Annotated in this window: 19 protein-coding genes; 10 read left to right on the top strand and 9 right to left on the bottom strand. The window is 45.8% G+C overall.

Features of this window, described 5'->3' with window-relative positions; all coding sequences use genetic code 11:
- Nucleotides 1–15: 15 nt before the first annotated feature.
- Nucleotides 16–1,317: a pyrimidine-nucleoside phosphorylase gene (locus F0220_RS17045; RefSeq protein ID WP_036613808.1), complete on the top strand. Its 1,302-nt coding sequence runs from the start codon at nt 16–18 to the stop codon at nt 1,315–1,317.
- A gap of 118 nt (nt 1,318–1,435) precedes the next feature.
- Here F0220_RS17045 and F0220_RS17040 read toward each other — a convergent pair whose 3' ends face one another.
- Entirely contained in the window at nt 1,436–2,425 is a 990-nt protein-coding gene (locus tag F0220_RS17040; protein WP_105599044.1) for a TIGR03943 family putative permease subunit, read from the bottom strand.
- An 82-nt stretch (nt 2,426–2,507) separates the two neighbouring features.
- Nucleotides 2,508–3,548: a permease gene (locus tag F0220_RS17035; RefSeq protein ID WP_105599043.1), complete on the bottom strand. Its 1,041-nt coding sequence runs from the start codon at nt 3,546–3,548 to the stop codon at nt 2,508–2,510.
- Between the two features lie 223 nt (nt 3,549–3,771).
- Between F0220_RS17035 and F0220_RS17030 the strand changes: the two genes are divergently transcribed.
- Entirely contained in the window at nt 3,772–4,971 is a 1,200-nt protein-coding gene (locus tag F0220_RS17030; protein ID WP_105599042.1) for a GTP-binding protein, read from the top strand.
- Nucleotides 4,972–5,040: 69 nt separating this feature from the next.
- On the opposite strand, the gene F0220_RS17025 is transcribed toward F0220_RS17030, so the two are convergent.
- Nucleotides 5,041–5,898, bottom strand: coding sequence for a stalk domain-containing protein (locus tag F0220_RS17025; RefSeq protein WP_036673729.1), 858 nt, complete (start codon nt 5,896–5,898; stop codon nt 5,041–5,043).
- Between the two features lie 169 nt (nt 5,899–6,067).
- On the opposite strand from F0220_RS17025, the gene rpmG reads away from it, so the two are divergent.
- The 6 genes from rpmG (at nt 6,068) to F0220_RS16995 (ending at nt 10,264) form a co-directional block, all read left to right on the top strand.
- Nucleotides 6,068–6,217, top strand: a complete 150-nt coding sequence (rpmG, locus tag F0220_RS17020; RefSeq protein ID WP_036613813.1) for a 50S ribosomal protein L33 — start codon at nt 6,068–6,070, stop codon at nt 6,215–6,217.
- Nucleotides 6,218–6,267: 50 nt separating this feature from the next.
- A complete protein-coding gene (locus tag F0220_RS17015; protein ID WP_105599041.1) occupies nt 6,268–6,975 on the top strand; it encodes a metal ABC transporter ATP-binding protein in 708 nt (235 codons plus the stop codon).
- The gene (locus tag F0220_RS17010; RefSeq protein ID WP_105599040.1) at nt 6,921–7,814 is read left to right on the top strand and encodes a metal ABC transporter permease; all 894 of its coding nucleotides are present in this window, start codon (nt 6,921–6,923) and stop codon (nt 7,812–7,814) included. The genes F0220_RS17015 and F0220_RS17010 overlap by 55 nt, the downstream gene beginning before the upstream one ends.
- Nucleotides 7,801–8,871 (top strand): metal ABC transporter substrate-binding protein, encoded by a 1,071-nt coding sequence (locus F0220_RS17005; protein ID WP_105599039.1) that lies wholly within the window; start codon nt 7,801–7,803, stop codon nt 8,869–8,871. Before F0220_RS17010 ends, F0220_RS17005 begins: the two co-directional genes overlap by 14 nt.
- 165 nt (nt 8,872–9,036) lie before the next feature.
- A complete protein-coding gene (locus F0220_RS17000; protein ID WP_091019451.1) occupies nt 9,037–9,519 on the top strand; it encodes a hypothetical protein in 483 nt (160 codons plus the stop codon).
- A gap of 43 nt (nt 9,520–9,562) precedes the next feature.
- Nucleotides 9,563–10,264, top strand: coding sequence for a M50 family metallopeptidase (locus F0220_RS16995; RefSeq protein ID WP_105599038.1), 702 nt, complete (start codon nt 9,563–9,565; stop codon nt 10,262–10,264).
- Between the two features lie 114 nt (nt 10,265–10,378).
- Here F0220_RS16995 and F0220_RS16990 read toward each other — a convergent pair whose 3' ends face one another.
- From F0220_RS16990 to F0220_RS16970, 5 genes are all read right to left on the bottom strand, one after another.
- Nucleotides 10,379–10,750, bottom strand: coding sequence for a DUF4363 family protein (locus F0220_RS16990; RefSeq protein WP_105599037.1), 372 nt, complete (start codon nt 10,748–10,750; stop codon nt 10,379–10,381).
- A gap of 26 nt (nt 10,751–10,776) precedes the next feature.
- Entirely contained in the window at nt 10,777–11,505 is a 729-nt protein-coding gene (locus tag F0220_RS16985) for a DUF421 domain-containing protein (protein WP_105599036.1), read from the bottom strand.
- A gap of 382 nt (nt 11,506–11,887) precedes the next feature.
- Nucleotides 11,888–12,751, bottom strand: a complete 864-nt coding sequence (locus F0220_RS16980; protein ID WP_105599035.1) for an SDR family oxidoreductase — start codon at nt 12,749–12,751, stop codon at nt 11,888–11,890.
- A complete protein-coding gene (gene uxuA, locus F0220_RS16975; RefSeq protein WP_017688206.1) occupies nt 12,748–13,815 on the bottom strand; it encodes a mannonate dehydratase in 1,068 nt (355 codons plus the stop codon). The genes F0220_RS16980 and uxuA overlap by 4 nt, the downstream gene beginning before the upstream one ends.
- A 41-nt stretch (nt 13,816–13,856) precedes the next feature.
- Complete coding sequence (locus tag F0220_RS16970; RefSeq protein ID WP_091019605.1) at nt 13,857–14,531, bottom strand: GntR family transcriptional regulator; 675 nt, start codon at nt 14,529–14,531, stop codon at nt 13,857–13,859.
- Nucleotides 14,532–14,804: 273 nt separating this feature from the next.
- Between F0220_RS16970 and F0220_RS16965 the strand changes: the two genes are divergently transcribed.
- Complete coding sequence (locus F0220_RS16965; RefSeq protein WP_076331658.1) at nt 14,805–15,107, top strand: ArsR/SmtB family transcription factor; 303 nt, start codon at nt 14,805–14,807, stop codon at nt 15,105–15,107.
- A gap of 93 nt (nt 15,108–15,200) precedes the next feature.
- A complete protein-coding gene (locus tag F0220_RS16960) occupies nt 15,201–16,604 on the top strand; it encodes an aldehyde dehydrogenase (protein ID WP_091019444.1) in 1,404 nt (467 codons plus the stop codon).
- Nucleotides 16,605–16,638: 34 nt separating this feature from the next.
- Here F0220_RS16960 and F0220_RS16955 read toward each other — a convergent pair whose 3' ends face one another.
- Nucleotides 16,639–17,550 (bottom strand): AraC family transcriptional regulator, encoded by a 912-nt coding sequence (locus F0220_RS16955; protein WP_105599034.1) that lies wholly within the window; start codon nt 17,548–17,550, stop codon nt 16,639–16,641.
- Nucleotides 17,551–17,680: the final 130 nt, after the last annotated feature.

Below are 17,680 nucleotides of genomic sequence, written 5' to 3'. Positions count from 1 at the left end.
CAAGGAGAGATCATCATGAGAATGGTTGACATTATTGCCAAGAAACGCGACGGAAAAGAACTGACAACAGCTGAGATTGATTTTGTTGTTCAAGGATACACACAAGGAGAAATCCCCGACTATCAAGTCAGCGCATGGGCGATGGCGGTATTCTTTAAAGATATGACAGACAAGGAACGTGCCGATCTTACTATGTCGATGGTGAATTCCGGTGAAACGATTGACCTGTCCGCTATCGAAGGTATCAAAGTAGACAAGCACTCCACAGGCGGTGTGGGCGATACAACAACACTGGTACTCGCTCCGCTTGTTGCTGCGCTGGATGTTCCTGTTGCCAAAATGTCCGGACGTGGACTTGGTCACACGGGTGGTACAACAGACAAACTGGAATCCGTTGCTGGCTTCCACGTAGAGCTTGAAAAAGAAGAGTTCATTCGACTCGTCAACGAACATAAGGTTGCGGTTATCGGACAAAGTGGTAACCTTACGCCTGCAGACAAAAAGCTCTATGCACTGCGTGACGTAACAGCTACCGTTAACTCCATTCCACTGATCGCCAGCTCCATCATGAGTAAGAAAATTGCAGCAGGTGCTGATGCAATCGTATTGGATGTTAAAACGGGTGCTGGTGCATTCATGAAAACAACGGAAGATGCTAAAGAATTGGCACATGCCATGGTAAGCATCGGTAACAATGTTGGCCGTAAAACGATGGCTGTTATCTCCGATATGTCCCAACCACTGGGTCTGGCGATTGGTAACGCGCTTGAAGTGAAAGAAGCCATCCTCACACTGCAAGGTAAAGGTCCAAAAGATTTGGAAGAACTGTGTCTGGCACTTGGACGTCAGATGGTATTCCTTGCTGGCAAGGCAGATTCCTTGGAGCATGCTGAGGAGAAATTGAAAGAAGTGATCCAGAACGGTAAAGCACTGGAGAAATTCAAAGATTTCTTGGCAAACCAAGGCGGAGACGCTTCGGTTGTGGATCATCCAGATCGTTTGCCACAAGCACAATATCTGGTTGAAGTCCCAGCAGACAAAGACGGCTATGTTGCCGGAATCGTAGCTGACGAGATCGGAACTGCAGCAATGCTGCTCGGCGCAGGCCGTGCAACAAAAGAGTCTGAGATCGATCTCGCGGTTGGTCTGATGCTGAACAAAAAAGTCGGAGACCCAGTCAAAGCGGGCGAGTCCCTCGTAACGATCCATGCCAATCGTGAAGACGTAGCAGATGTCATCGCGAAGATCAAAGAAAACATTACAATTGCAGATCATGCCGATGCTCCTGTATTGGTTCATGATATCGTAACGGAATAATCAGAGCAGACGAGATTTAATCTCATGTCTGACTGAACATGAAAGCCCCAAAGCGATGTAATCCATAGCTTTGGGGCTTTTTGTCGTTGAAAAGTATGCTGTTAGTTATTGCGAGCAACTACTGGCTCTTTATTTTCTCATACGCCATCACCGAGTCCGCGTTGGTATAAATATAAGGCGTGGATGGCTCAGCCACAGGTGTCACCTTTGTTGCCCGAATCTCAATTGTATCCTTACCGTTCACCTGGGCAGAGCCGATGCTACCATCGATTTGCACCCAGCTATCTGTAGGGAAGCTATTCGCTTCTGGGATGTGAATCATCACGCCGAAGGGAGCTGCATCCGCGGGGCAGCACATGACGAGAAATCGTCCCAGTGCAAAATGTGATTCATGATCCATGCTTTTATCTCGATAAACGAACCCGGTTAACGAGATATCTTTGCCTGCAAATTGTCGCTGGAACATGTCGATCGTACCGAGTGTTTCAGAGAAAATTTCAGGATAGACTCGAATGACCTGTTCTGCATACAACTTCTCAGCCAGTTCTGCGAATTCGCGGCTATACTCATCCGGCGGTACAAATTGCACATTGGTGGCCGATGTAGATGTAACAGCGGTTTGTTGCTGTTTTTGCTGTGCAAGATCTTGTACATTTAATTTTGCTGTTTCAGGTATAGGCTCTTTTCGACGAATCTCGGGAGGTGCATAGGTGAGAGACATCCCTTTCTGACTGGCCATAGAGCTGCCGAGAGCCCGATCAGGTAACAGAAACCCCAGCAACAAGGGTATGGCTATCAGACCATATACCATTGAGCTGCGTAGGAATCCGGAAGGTGGTGGATGTTCGCAGTCGCAATGAACTTCGTTACTACTGAACAGTCCATGCCATGCCATGATAACGGCAATAAACATTAAGGGAACAGGGCAGCATAATAGCAGTTTTTGCATGGTAGGAGCCAAATAATAATGAAGCGAGTCACTTGAATTCAAATGAATAATGTATACCGCAAGACCGCCGATCCAGACCGCACGGATCAGGTTATGCCATTGGATGACGTGTGACCTTGGAACAGGAGGTTTGGTCACCGTATAGATCGTGTGGTTCATAACATCACCTCATTTCTATTAATCGTCAGGATGAAAGTTCATGAGATTAATTATTTAGGTCATGAAGTATGTTGCTCAACCTTTAGACCAGCAGATTAATCAACCACGAGCCGGCGAAGACGAGCGTGATAATGGCTAGACTTAGACCAATAACAAACCGGGTACGGAAGGTCGAGAGCAGCATCAGGGTGCTTTTGAAATCCAGCATTGGACCAAGCACAAGGAAGGATACCAGCGGCCCAAGTGCAAACGTATGTGAGAACGCAGAAGCCACAAACGCATCAGACGTGGAGCAGAGAGACAATACATATGCAAATCCCATCATGAACACATAGGAGGCAATAGGGCCATTGCCAAGTGAGATGAGATCGCTGCGGCTAATGAATGTCTGGATGCAGGCTGTAATCAGGGCACCGATCACCAGATATTTGCTCATATCGACGAATTCATCTCCGGCATGAATGAAGAAGCTGCGCCAGTTTTTCACATGGTTGTGGTCATGAGCATTTGCGTGTGCATGAGCATGAGGTTGAGCCATTTTAAATCCAGGATGTGTCTTGACCTCTGTCACTGCGACTTTTGGCAACCGAAGGGGATTTCGACGAACAAACACATACACAAGCATGCCTATGGAAGCTGCTACGGCAAAGGCCAGTCCCATGCGGGCAATGGTAATCTCAGGATGGGAGGGAAAGGCGAGCAAGGTTGCGGTAAATACGATGGGATTGACTACGGGACCACTCAGAATGAACGTCACTGCAATATAGGCTGGCATGCCTTTGTGCATCAACCTTCTCACTACCGGGATCATGCCACATTCACAAATGGGAAAAATAATACCGAGCAACCCTGCGACCAGCACACCGCCGATCGGATTCTTGGGCGTGAGTTTGCGGACCATTTCTTCGGATACAAACCATTGCATGAGCGAGGACAATAACACACCCATGAGCAGAAATGGTGCGGCTTCAAGAAAGATACCTATGAATACGGTTTTCATATTTTGCAAAGCTTCACTGTTCCATGCTTCCTTCAAGTCTGGAGCCATTGTGATCAACACGGGAACAAGAAATGCACAAGGTACCAGGAAGGACAGGAGCTTCAGATTGGCTGCCATTTTCATGAAACAGACCTCCACAACTAGGACTTTGCTAAAATATATGCTTGTACGTGCGGCAACATACATCATTCCTAGGTTCTAATCAACATTTTTACGATTAATCAAGATTCTTCATCATATTAGAGTTGACAACCTAAAGAAAATTGCGGTATAGTTCGGATTGATCATCCTTAATTGTAATAATTACGATTATGGTTACAACTTAAACAGAGTGGAGGAAGCAGAAATGTCAGATCAGCAGGTTCAACAGCGGGTTCCAGTAACCGTACTTAGTGGATATTTGGGTGCAGGCAAAACTACACTTCTCAATCATGTGCTTCATAACCGCGAGGGGATGCGGGTTGCTGTTATCGTTAATGATCTCAGTGAGGTTAACATCGATGCAGGTTTAATACGAGATGGTGGAGGATTATCACGTATTGATGAGAAACTGGTAGAGATGTCCAATGGTTGCATTTGCTGCACCTTACGGGAGGATCTGCTGAAAGAAGTTGAGCGGCTGGCGCTTGATGGTTCTTTTGACTACATATTGATCGAATCGACGGGTATTGGTGAGCCGGTACCTATTGCGCAGACGTTTACGTATATCGACGAGGAACTTGGCATTGATTTGACGAAATTCACCCGACTCGACACGATGGTTACGGTAGTCGATGCTGCTCAGTTCTGGCGTGACTTTTATTCCAAAGAGACATTGAAGGATCGTGGACAACAAGCGGGGGAGGACGATGTTCGCGGAATCGTTCATCTGCTGACGGATCAGGTGGAATTCTGTGATGTGCTGATTCTGAACAAATGTGATTTGGTTTCGGAGAAAGAACTTTCGAAGCTTGAGAAGGCACTACATGCCATGCAACCGGAAGCCAAGCTCATTCGAACAACACATGGGCAGATTGATCCGAGAGAGATAATGAATACGGGACGTTTTGATTTTGAAAAAGCAAGCCAGTCCGCGGGTTGGATCCGCGAATTAATGAAAGAGGAACATACCCCGGAGACTGAAGAATATGGAATTCATTCATTTGTCTATCATCGTAAACGTCCATTCCACCCGGAACGATTGCTGCGTTGGATTGCGAAATGGCCAGATAATATCGTGCGATCCAAAGGCCTGATGTGGCTGGCAACAAGGAACCATATGGCGATCTCTTTCAGTCATGCAGGCACATCAAAGCAGCTTGCGCCCGCAGGAATATGGGTAGGTGCGATGAGTGAGGAGGAAAGGCAACTTCATTTTGGCGACACGCTGCCAAGCATACCAGACTGGGATGATGAGTGGAGTGACCGTGTAACCAAATTAGTATTTATCGGCATTGATATGGATCGGGTAGAGATTGAACGTACATTGGATGAGACTCTTCTTACGGAGGAGGAAATGGGGATGAACCGGCGTGAACTGAAAGATCCTTTTCCAGCGTGGAGTTGAAGTGAAAAGAAAAGATCTTCAAGTGCAATAATGCCCCTGAAGATCAATGATTATAATGTATTAAGGACTTTAGCTAAAGTACAAATCGCCAAGATAAAAATCACCGTTGCCACTTTTTTGCGGACTAAACACAAAGGTAAGGTACACTCCATAGGAACCTGTCCATCCTTGTGGATAATAAATGGCTTTGTAACTGTGTCTTGTTTTGGTTTTGTCATTCATTGCAATCACTTTAAAATCAGCTGATTTCACATTAATCAACTGATCAGCATATTTAGTCAGCGTTTTTTTATCATTTGCTGCAATGATACCTTTGACTGTAGTCTTAAATTTATCTTTCTGGGATTGCTTACCCAGATCAAAAATGTCGATCTCGGGATTTTCAATAACTTTAGCATCTATGTATTTATCAAATTCACTAGTGCTTCCTGTTTTAAGTGCTTTACCATACATTTTGATCAATGTTAAAGATTCTTTTTGCAATTTGACTATCATCTGAGCGTCAGTTCCAGTCATCTTGATTGAGCCAGAAGTGCTTGAGTTACTTGAACTACTTGGTTTACTTGAATCTTCAGAACCTTTGGTACCTGTACTGCTGTTATTACTACTCGAACTGCTTGACTTACCGCTACCTGAATTAGTGATACTTACAACTTTGTTGCTAACATTCAGAGATACGTTGGCTCCCAGCGCTTCTGCTGTGGTACTTACAGGCAGGTAAACATCACCGTCATATACCAGTGCATTCAGTTTGTCTCCGGCTTCATTCTTGGGTGTCCAAGACAAACCGTTTACTTTAAAGCTAATGTTGCTGTCGAGTGCTGCTTCAATATCTTGAATTCCGTTTGAAGCTGCTACACCGAGGGCACCGAAAGCCAAACTGCATGCTACCAATGACCCAATAAAAGTTGATTTTTTGATCTTCATCTAGTTCCTCCGTAGGTAAAGTATAATGATACCAAAGCAGTATATCATATGTAATTATAATGTGCATACAAAATTTTACTTTCGCAGATATGGAGTTGACAAAAGAAAAGGCATAGGCTACTATCATTAAATAGTAATAATTACGATTAAATAAGAGGAGGCAACAACCATGAGAGTCATTGTAACCTTAGCTTGCACCGAGTGCGGGGACCGCAACTACACAACAACCAAGAACAAACGGAACCATCCGGAGAGACTTGAGATGAAGAAATACTCCCCACGTTTGAAGAAAATGACGATCCACCGGGAAACCAGATAAAATTTTTTTGTTGTTTTTAAATCGTAATATTTACGAAAAGAGGGATTGGCATGATTCTATCATCCATGCGTGATGTTGTATTTGGATATGGCAAAGAGCCGGTCATTGATCAACTGTCGCTGGATATCCATGTGGGAGAGTTCATAGGCATCACAGGTCCCAATGGTTCTGCCAAAACGACCCTGTTAAAGCTGCTGCTAGGGCTATTGAAGCCCTGGAGCGGCACGATACATATGAATCCGCAGTTGAAACGTGGGAACAAGTTCAATATCGGTTACGTGCCCCAGCAGGTTGCATCGTTCAATAGTGGATTTCCCAGTACGGTGATTGAACTTGTTCGGTCAGGATGTTACACCAGGCTGGGACTATTCCGCAGCTTCACAGCAGAGCAGGATGCCATCGTTGAACGCAGTCTGCGGGAAGTTGGCATGTGGGAATATCGGAATACACGTGTCGGTGAGCTGTCCGGTGGACAAAAGCAACGGATCTGTATTGCAAGAGCTATGGCTGGGCAACCGCAGGTTCTGGTACTGGATGAGCCAACAACGGGAATGGACCGCCACAGCCGTGAAGGGTTTTACAATCTGATGCGCCACTATGCTGATGTTCATGGGTTAACGATTATTATGGTTACTCACGGACTGGAAGAGATGGGAGATCGATTGGATCGAACGATTACTTTGGAGCGGCAAGAAAGTGAGGAATGGCAGTGTTTGAATACGAATTCATGCAACGTGCCTTCTGGGCAGGTGGACTGATTGGAGTCATCGCTCCAATTCTCGGGGTATATCTGATGCTCAGGCGGCAGGTCCTTATGGCAGACACGTTATCCCATGTCTCACTCGCAGGGGTTGCGCTCGGTTCGGTCATGAATCTTAACCCGGTGATCTGCGGATTCGCGATTGCAATTATTGGTGCATTACTGGTTGAACAACTTCGGCGAAGTTACCGAACCTACAGCGAGGTACCTGTGGCGATCATCATGACTTCAGGGCTGGCTCTTGCTGTGGTGTTGATGAGTCTCAAAACCAATCTGTCCAAGACATTCAGTTCATACTTATTTGGATCTATTGTCGCGGTTAGCGATATGCAGTTGTGGATGATGGCCGGAGTATGTGTCATAGGTTTGCTTTTTTTCATCCTGCTCCGAAGACCGTTGTATAACTTTACCTTTGATGAAGAGACAGCTTCCATTGGGGGCGTTCAGGTGAGAGGTTTATCGTTTGCCTTTGCCATTCTGACAGGAATGACTGTAGCTTCAGCCATGCCGATCGTCGGTGTGTTACTGGTGTCTGCTCTCATTGTATTGCCTGCTGCCTTGGCACTCCGAGTGTCTCGCAGTTTTACAGCAGCCATCATTGTAGCGGTAATTACAGGATTAATCGGTATTTTTAGCGGACTCACAACATCTTACCATCTAAATACACCACCGGGAGGAACAATTGCACTCATCCTGTTGGTCATCCTGTTGACTGGAATATCAGCGCAAAAGCTGATTGCACGATATAATCGCAAACGTCATCGTAAAGAAACGAAATCACAGCACGTCATCCTGATCAACCATTCTAGGAGGAATACACCACATGAAATTCAGTAAAAAAGCTACGCTCGGATTGTTGTTTAGTCTTACACTTATCGTCGCAGGCTGCGGACAAAAATCCGCTTCTGATGCAAATACAGCTTCGACAGGCACTTCCGTTCCAGTCGAGACGGAAACCGCAAAATTAAACGTGCAGGTCAGCTTCTACCCGATGTACGAGTTCACCAAAAATGTGGCAGGTGATCTGGCAGAGGTGCAAACCCTCGTTCCAGCAGGAATGGAGCCTCATGATTGGGAGCCCACACCACAAGATATTGCCAGCATTGAAAAAGCGGATGTGCTTGTATACAACGGTGCGGGTATGGAATCATGGATGGATCAGGTCACCGGAAGTCTAAGCAACGCTTCGCTCATTCAGGTGGAAGCAAGCAAGGGCATCAACCTGCTTGAAGGTGGAGAGCATGATCACCATCATGAAGATTCAGAGGCAACAGAGCATGACCACGATCATGCAGATGAAGCAACTGCTGAAGAACACGACCACGATCATGACGCCGAGGCAGAAGAAAGACATGATCACGATCACGGTGGACTTGATCCCCACGTATGGCTGTCACCTGCATTGGCTGTAAAAGAAGTGCGCAATATTGAAGCAGGACTGGCGCAGGCTTCCCCGGAACATGCTGAACAGTTCAAGCAGAATGCAGATGCTTACATTGCTCAACTGGAGTCACTGGATCAGGACTTCAAAGCGGCTGTGACGGATAGCAAACGCAAGGATTTCATCACACAACACGCTGCATTTGGCTACCTTGCCAAGGAATATGGATTGCAACAGGTGCCCATCGCAGGGTTGTCTCCTGAGCAAGAACCTTCAGCAGCGCAGATGGCATCTGTCATTGATTTTGCAAAAGAGCATCAGGTGAAGACCATTTTCTTCGAAACACTGGTTTCATCCAAAGTGTCTGAGACGATCGCGGGTGAAGTGGGAGCCAAAACGGCTGTATTGAACCCGATTGAGGGACTTACCGAGGAAGAGATAGCGTCGGGAATGGACTACATCAGCGTGATGAGACAAAATTTGGAGGCTCTGAAACTGGCGCTGAACGAATAATAAAAGATCGATTTGATGCCTCTCACCGAAAAAGGTACAATAATACAACATGCTAAGGAATGGATCGCCATTCCTTTGCCTTTTTGCAAAGCAGAGAGCACAGGGATGTGCTCTCTCTTTGTTGAATAAGGTGACCGGATCGAGGAGAACAGGAGGACGCATTGCATGAATTTAAATGAGGAACATGAAGTGCTGTTAAGTGAACAGCCTGCCCATCTGTGGAGACGGCGGAAGCTGGAGCTGATGCACTGGACGGAACGTGACAAACATACAGTATCCGCGAAGAAAATAGAGATTTGGAACGGTGTTGAAGTTGATGCCGAACTCGTGAAGGCATTGTCCATACTTCAGAGTGCGGGCGTGAGGACGGAATTTTCATGTGCAGGGGTGAGTCCGCTTGATGAACCTGTCGATCATTCCCTTTATGCTTATGTTACCCTGATACAAAGTGAGGTTGCAGATCAATTCGTACACTATGCTCTCCGTCGGATGCGGAATCGACTGCTCGTTACGCTAGAGGCCGAAAAGGGCCGCTATGATCTGTCTTCTTTTTTCATTGGACACAATAGGAGCTTCTGCTGGTGGATGGAGCACTGTGCCCTACAGTTTGGAAGCCGAAACGAATCAAGTGAAAAAAGCGTAGTATAAGGGATAGGCTTGTTTATTTGAAGGTAAAGGAGGTATGGCACGATTGAATAAGTGGGTCAAAACGATACTTTTTCTACTAGGCTCCGTCTTTCTTACACGATTCATCCCATTTTCGTCCTTGTTCCGTAACCTGGATACGATGATTCACGAATTCGGTCATGCACTAATGACACTAGTATTGTCCGGTAAAGTGCTGCGCATTGAATTATACGCTGATCATAGTGGTGTAACTTACTCTTCCATGCTGACGCCAGGCAGATCGATCCTGGTTTCTCTGGCGGGATATATCAGTGCATCACTGTTCGCCTTGCTGTTGTTTTACTTATACCGCAAAGGCTTGCACATGTGGGGACTCGGTATTATGACGGCTGTCGCTCTGGTGTCACTCTTGTTATATGTAAGAGGGGAGTTCGGCATGTTATGGCTGACCGGGTTCATCGTACTGAACGTTGTCATGATGATTTTTGGCGCCAAGATCGTGAAATTCTATTATCTGATACTGGCGTTTCTTACGCTGGAAGAGTCGGTCGTGAGTGCTGTATACGTTGGATTCATGTCATGGACTCAGCCTTCACGGGCAGGGGATGCAGCGAACCTCGCTCAGCAGACATTCCTTCCGGCGTTATTCTGGGGAACGTTGTTTGCTTTGTTTGCACTATGGTGTGCCAAGGGAGCACTCGGTCTCTTTTTCCGCAAAGAAGGTACTTCGCGACCGTCACGGTCTCGGGGATTACGAAGAGCGTAACGGATATAAGTTATATAAAAGCAAAGAAGGCACTTCCTTTCTTCATAAAAGGATAGTGCCTTTTGTTTATGGACTTACATCTGATATTAAAGTCTGATATTAAAAATATCGAACCTAATCTCCGAGATTATCCCATAACACATAAAAGTAATAAATCTCTTCCATAATCGCCTTATCATCCTCTGCCGCAACGCCGCCTTTGATCCGAGCAAGGGTGCCCAGAATATCATATATTGTTTCACGCTCCACACTGAACTGAATGCGGTCGACGATTTTTTCCCAGGCCTGCATTGCGTAATCGACTTGAGACTTGGCTTCAGTCCATTTTTTACCCTCAACCTGTTTCTCTAATATTTGTATAGATTCAAGCAAGCGATCATCGTTGCCAAAGGGCTTTTTGAGAAAGGCTCCGCTAGCCATAATTGCAACGAACACAAGAATGAGGAAGATCGGAAGCACATATAACAGCCAGAAACGCGTTTTCATTCAACCGCCTCCTTGAAGTAAAGAGTTTAGAAAGGTCCCTCATAATCGCCCATATCGATTTTTTCGGTGATTTTATCTTCGAACAGATCAACATACAATTTGTCATTGGGCAATATGGCGGCAAAAGCAATATCCTGTATCGTGATCTTTTGTTTCTTAAGCTGTTCACTGAGCCAGTTGATATCTTTATTTCTTTCCTCCAGATTTTGCTTAATCAGCAGGCCATCAATGATAATCTCGGTCATCAGCTTGCTCTTGGGCGGGTGCATATGCATGTCTTTGGCGGTTACCGGTTGATTCTCAGGTTTCAAAACAACCGAGAGGCTACCATCCGGTTCCAGAATCGCATAATCCAGCGTTGTAATATCAAATACATCCTTTTGCCGCAACATCATGGTCAATTCGTCAAATTTGACTCGCATTTTACTCAGGTTCTGTTCGAGAATTTTACCGTTCTGGATGATCAATGTAGGATCAGAGTCCATTAGTTTGGAAATGGTGCGATTTTTCAGCGTAATATACTGAAAGATGATCGTAATGATTGTGAAAATGGTCAAGGCCACAAAATGAATCCACGCCTTGGACGAGAGATCGGTTGCAAACGTACCCGCAATGGAACCGATTGTAATACCGTTAATGTAATCAAAATACGTCAAGTTACCCATCTGCTGCTTGCCTAGCACCCTTGTATAGATGATCAGGGTCAGAAAGGCAATAATAGACCGTACGGCAACAACCCATGTTTCTTCCATCATATATGTATCACCTTCCTTTTTTCACCGTAGCTGTATTAAGAGGTTGTTTAAAAAGTTTGCTTTTGAACACGTATTATAACAAGCTTTTCCTATGCTGTAGGATCTTATGCTTGAACTCAAAAAACCGAAACCTGGGTATGTATCCCAAGCTTCGGTTTCATTAAATACCTATATTAGTTGAACTGATTCATTTACACGTAACGGAGAGGAAAGAAAAAACCTGAAACAGCGAAGCGCTCGCCTAAAAGCTTTCTGAAAGAAAGCTGCATCGGAAGCATATGCTATCCCCGGATTTCTCCTTCTGAAAAGTGAATCGATAAAATCTGGGGATAACAGCGATGGGAAGGTTGTTCTTTCATCGGAGTGCCAGTGTAATAAATCGTTATACACCGGAATACGCCATAAATCCACCATCTACCGGAATGACTGTGCCAGTGACAAAGCCGGACTGTCTTTCATCCGCAAGCCACATCAATGTGCCAAGCAGGTCTTCCGGTTTGCCAAAGCGGCGCATGGGTGTATGAGCAATAATTTTACTGGAACGTTCCGTTGGTGAGCCGTCTGGTTGGAGTAATAGATTACGGTTTTGCTCAGTCAGGAAAAACCCGGGTGCAATAGCATTGACACGAATTCCGGATTCGGCGAGATGAACGGCGAGCCACTGCGTGAAGTTGTTAATGGCTGCCTTCGCAGCGCTATATGCTGGAACTTTCGTCATGGGCGATGGGGCGCTCATGGAAGAAATGTTAATGACAGTGGCAGGAACATCGCGCTCTATCATATGTCTTGCAAAGATCTGAGTAGGGATGAGGGAACCGACAAAATTCAGATCCATCACCTGACGAAACCCCTCTACACTTACATCGAAAAAAGTAGTGACATCGCTCTTTTCCAGATCTTCCAATCTGAAAATTTCATTTGTGGTGTTGGCACTGGCGTTATTGCCACCCGCGCCATTGATCAGAATGTCGCATGGCCCAAGCTGTTCCAGCACAGTATCTGCCGCCACTTGCACACTATCGGCCTGGGTTACGTCACAGGCAATAGCAATCGCTCTGCCACCGGCAGCTTCAATCGCAGCTACAACTTCCTGCGCCTTGGACACAGTACGGTTCAAGATGGCTACACTTGCACCGTGCCGAGCGAGTTCTTCCGCCATGGAGCGGCATAGTACTCCGGCACCTCCAGTGATTACAGCCGTTCTGCCATTGAGACGAGATGAGCGTTCATATTGGTGTTCACTCATGCTTTTGCCCTCCTTTGCAGGGAATCCCAGACGCCCCAGAGATACATGATCCCCAAAGCCCGGTCATACAGTCCATAACCAGGTCGGCACTGTTCTCCCCAGAGATGACGACCGTGGTCGGGTCTTGCATAACCTTCATAACCGATATCGTGATAAGCCTCAACAACCCCCGCAATATCAACACTGCCATCCTGACTGCGATGTGAGGTTTCGATAAAGTCGCCGTTTTCGTAGATTTTGACATTACGAATGTGGGCAAATGGAATCCGATCCTTGAACTCGTGTATCATCCCGATAATGTCATTATCAGCATTCGCTCCCAAAGAGCCACTGCATAGTGTCACGCTGTTGTAAGGGCTATCATAAAGATTCAAATATTTCCGAACATTCTCCTGACTTGTAATAATCTTTGGTAATCCAAAAATTGGCCATGGCGGGTCATCCGGGTGGATGGCCATTCGAATCCCCAGCCGTTCGGCTGTAGGCATAATCTCTTGCAGGAAATAACGTGCGTGCTCCCACATATGATCCTCAGTTACATCCTTGTAGGCTTCGAACAGACCTGTTAAATACTGCAATCGTTCCGGTTCCCAGCCTGGCATGGTGAGTGCGGAGTTTTCCGTAATGCGTCGAACGAGTTCTAGAGGTTCTATATCTGCGAGTTTACTGTGCTCATAGAAGAGGGCAGTTGAGCCATCCTCCATTTCCTTGTGCATATCCGTGCGAAGCCAGTCGAAGATCGGCATAAAGTTGTAACAGATGACCTTCACACCCACCTGAGCCAGTTTCTCCATCGTTTTAATATAGTTCGCAATGTATTTATCCCTTGATGGCAGGCCCAACTTGATATCCTCATGGATGTTCACACTCTCAACGACATCCAGATGTAACCCGGCCTTGTCCGCTGCTGTTTTGACAGCGAGTATTTTGTCCATCGGCCATTCCTCGCCAGCAGGAACATCGTGCAGTGCCCACACAATACCTTCAACACCCGGAATCTGCCGGATATGATCCAGCGTTACCGTATCATTGCCTTCGCCGAACCAGCGAAAAACCATTCTCATCACGTTCACCTCATCATGAATAGTAGGAAGAAAAAATTCAGTCATTGAAAATAGGACGGATATGTATCCTGCAGGACAGCCAAATCGGTGACAGTTAAATGCAAGTGTTCCTGCATCAGTCGCTCTGCTGTGTCGGCATCATGCTGCTGAATGGCCTTGACCATAGACCGGTGCTGTTCAATCAGGTGATCCCACTGGTGGTCCGAGGACAGGCGTAACATGCGACTTCGATTCAAATGTACATTCATCTGCTGGATAACAGTCCAGGTGTTGCTTTTATTGCAGCCTGCAAAAAGAGTGCTATGGAATTCCTCATCCAATTGGAACATTCGTTCATCATCCGGTTTGACCCTGCATTCCTGTTGCCACGCAAGGTTCTGTTCAAGTGCCATCATCTGTTCGTTCGGAAAGTTCTCGCAGGCGAGCCTGATTACGGCTCGTTCGAGCTGTTCACGCATGAATCGTGCTTCCTCAACGAGATCGACCTGAATCAGAGAGACGTATGTGCCACGCTGTGGATACACTTCCAGCAGACCTTCCTGTGCAAGTCTTACAAAACTTTCTCGAACAGGTGTCCGGCTGACTTGGAACTCCAGCGAAATTTCCTTCTCAGAAATAGCTGTTCCCGGAGGCATTTTCAGACTCAAAATGAGTTGTTTCAGCGTGAAGTATACGACATCTCGCGTTGAGTAAGATTGCTTATTCATGGAAGACATACTACTCGCAACAGGCAACAAACCGGCTTTGGATGATAACTTTGGGGTATATTCCACAACTTCAACTCCTTCATTGACATACTACCATACTTGTATGGTAGTATGGAAGCGCTTTATCGGCATTATATTAAATTTAGTTGATGATTCACTTGCAGTTCAAGGTAATGGAGAGTAGAATTCAGTTTATAAGGTTCGAATGTTTAAACGAACAGACATCAAACAGAGAAAATATACGTAGAAATAATGAAGAAGAAATAGTATAGAGGTGAAACCATGGGACAAAAAGCAATTAGTGTTTTTCAAACCTGTATTCCGTTATTTCAGGTGTTAAGTGACAACCATCGTCAAGCCATTTTGCTGACACTCACCGAGAAGGGCAGAATGACCGTGAATGAAATTACCGAACAATCCAGCCTATCCCGGCCAGCTATATCTCATCATCTCAAGCTGTTGTTAGAGAAGGGGCTTATATCTGTGGAACAGAAGGGCACACAGCGTTATTATTCGGCTTCATTGAATGCATCGGTGGAACTGTTGAAGGAACTGGTAGCTGCTTTGGAAGAAGAGTGTCTGTAGATTAATCGTGACAAAACATGCTTTTGCATGTGCTTTATAGGTTCGTATGTTTAAACATTTGATCCATAATAAACAGAGGAGTATGTATATATTATGACAACGACGATACAGGAAGTAACCAGTCATGAAGTTGAACAGATTTTGGAGCAGCAACGACAGTTCTTTCGTTCCGGGGCCACAAGATCGGCAGAAGCTCGAATTGCCCGTCTGACCCAACTGAAACAGGCCATTCAAAAGTACGAATCCAGACTGACAGAAGCTCTCTATCAGGATTTGGGCAAAAGTGAGTTCGAATCCTACACAACCGAGATCGGATTTATGATGGATAGCATCACACACACCATTCGTAAAGTGAATAAATGGGTGAAACCCGTTAAAGTGAAAACGCAAATGGCACTCCTGGGTTCGAAAAGTTATATCATACCCGAACCCTACGGGGCGGTTCTGATCATCGGACCGTTTAATTATCCATTTCAACTCTTAATCGAACCATTGGTAGGTGCTATTGCGGCAGGCAACACAGCCGTACTCAAAGCGTCAGAGAATACACCTGCGGTGTCCGCTGTTGTACGTGAGATGATTGCGAGCGTGTTCGAACCCTCATACGTACAAGTGCTTGATGGTGCAAAAGATACAACGACAGCGCTGATTAACGCGCCATTCGACTATATCTTTTTTACAGGCAGTGTACCGGTAGGCAAGATTGTGATGGAGGCAGCTGCCAAAAATCTCGTTCCTGTTACGTTAGAACTGGGAGGCAAAAGTCCGGTCATCGTTGATGAACAGGCGGATATCAAAGTAGCGGCCGAGCGCATTATATGGGGCAAACTGCTCAATACAGGACAGACCTGTATCGCACCCGATTATTTACTTGTGCATGAGCGCGTGAAGGAACCGTTAATTACGGAGATGAAGGCAGCAATCGTGTCCTTCTTTGGTTCGGATATCCAGCACAACAAGGACTATGGGCGAATCGTGAACAAGGGACATTTTAAACGTTTGACGAATTTGATTGAGCGGGATCAGGCCAAAGTGATATATGGGGGAGCTTCGGATGAGGAAGATCGTTTTATTGAACCTACACTGATTGATGCGGAGTCTTGGGATGCAGCGACGATGGAAGATGAGATTTTTGGACCGATTCTGCCGATCATCAGCTACCGTAACCTCGATGAAGCGATTGTAGAAATCGTAAAGCGGCCGAAACCACTCGCTTTGTATCTGTTTACTTCCGACACCCGGGTTCAGGACAAAGTGCTGCGCGAAGTTTCTTTTGGAGGCGGCTGCATTAACGATACCATCACACATGTAGCGAATCCACGTCTGCCGTTTGGCGGTGTTGGTCATTCTGGTGTTGGCTCGTATCATGGGCAGTACAGCTTCGAAACCTTCTCCCATCTGAAAAGTGTACTGAAAAAAAGCACCAAATTGAATCTGCCAATTCTATATCCACCGTATGATAACAAGCTGAAGTTGATTAAGCGTTTGTTGAAATAAAAAATAAGAAAGACAAACAGCCTGCTACTGGACTTCATTCCAGAGCAGGCTGTTCCTGTCGGTAACGGGATGGTGACATGCCGGACCAGCGCTTGAATTGACGACTGAAATGGGCAATATCCTTATAACCAAGCATGACGGCAATATTCTGAACGGACAGCTGCGGATTGCCCAGAAGAAGCTTCGCTTCATGCAAAACCAATTGGGACAATACAGCACGTGGAGACTGACCGAACACCTGCTTGAACACGCGATTACAGTGAGAAGAACTGATGCCCAGCTCTGCTGCAATATCATCAATGCCATAGTGACCATTCGATTCATGTCCCTGTTTGAATTGCTGACTCATCAGGCCTTGCAATCGATTACGAATCTGGTGGGCGAGTTCGATCTTTTCATGTCCGTCGGTAAACCATTGCGCTGCCTCTTGCGAGACCGCCTCCCACAGATGGCCAAATAGTTCGAATACTGCGGATTGCAGCTGCATACGCTGCACCATCGTATTTGTTGTTTCATCATCCGCAGATGACATCAATTTGCGTAAAACTGGCTCAATCTGCTGTGTAACCGGACTATCCGCGCTGAATCGTACTTGTTTGATGCGTGCCAACAACGATAGGAACAACTGATCATCAATATCAAAGTGCATACAAAAATACGTGAATCCCTTGCCGTTATGGCTCTGACTGGAATGAATGCTTCCCGGTGGAATCAGGAGCAGTTCGCCAGCCTTTTGAATATATAGGGTACCGTTCACCATCATGCGTTGCTCGCCTTCGGTAACATAATTCAGTTCATATTGAGGGTGCTCATGCGCCGGATAATCCCAGTCCGTACCAACACTCCGTAAATGAATGGCGAACAGATTGACCGTTGTTTGCACATCTGGATAAAAAACTTCATGGACACTTTCTCCCAAAGCAGGAGGTAAATACGTTGAAGACATGGGAGATCCCCCTTTATAGAGGTTGTTCAAAAATGTGTGATTTTGATTACGCACTAATATCAAATGGAATGATTTTGTGTAACCGCTTTAATCCATTATAGTCTATCAGCTTGATTTGGGTAAATATCAG

It is taken from the genome of Paenibacillus sp. 37 (genome assembly GCF_008386395.1).
GTDB lineage: Bacteria > Bacillota > Bacilli > Paenibacillales > Paenibacillaceae > Paenibacillus > Paenibacillus amylolyticus_B.
The sequence above is the reverse complement of the archived record's forward strand: the minus strand, read 5'-3'. Positions and strand labels throughout refer to the sequence as shown.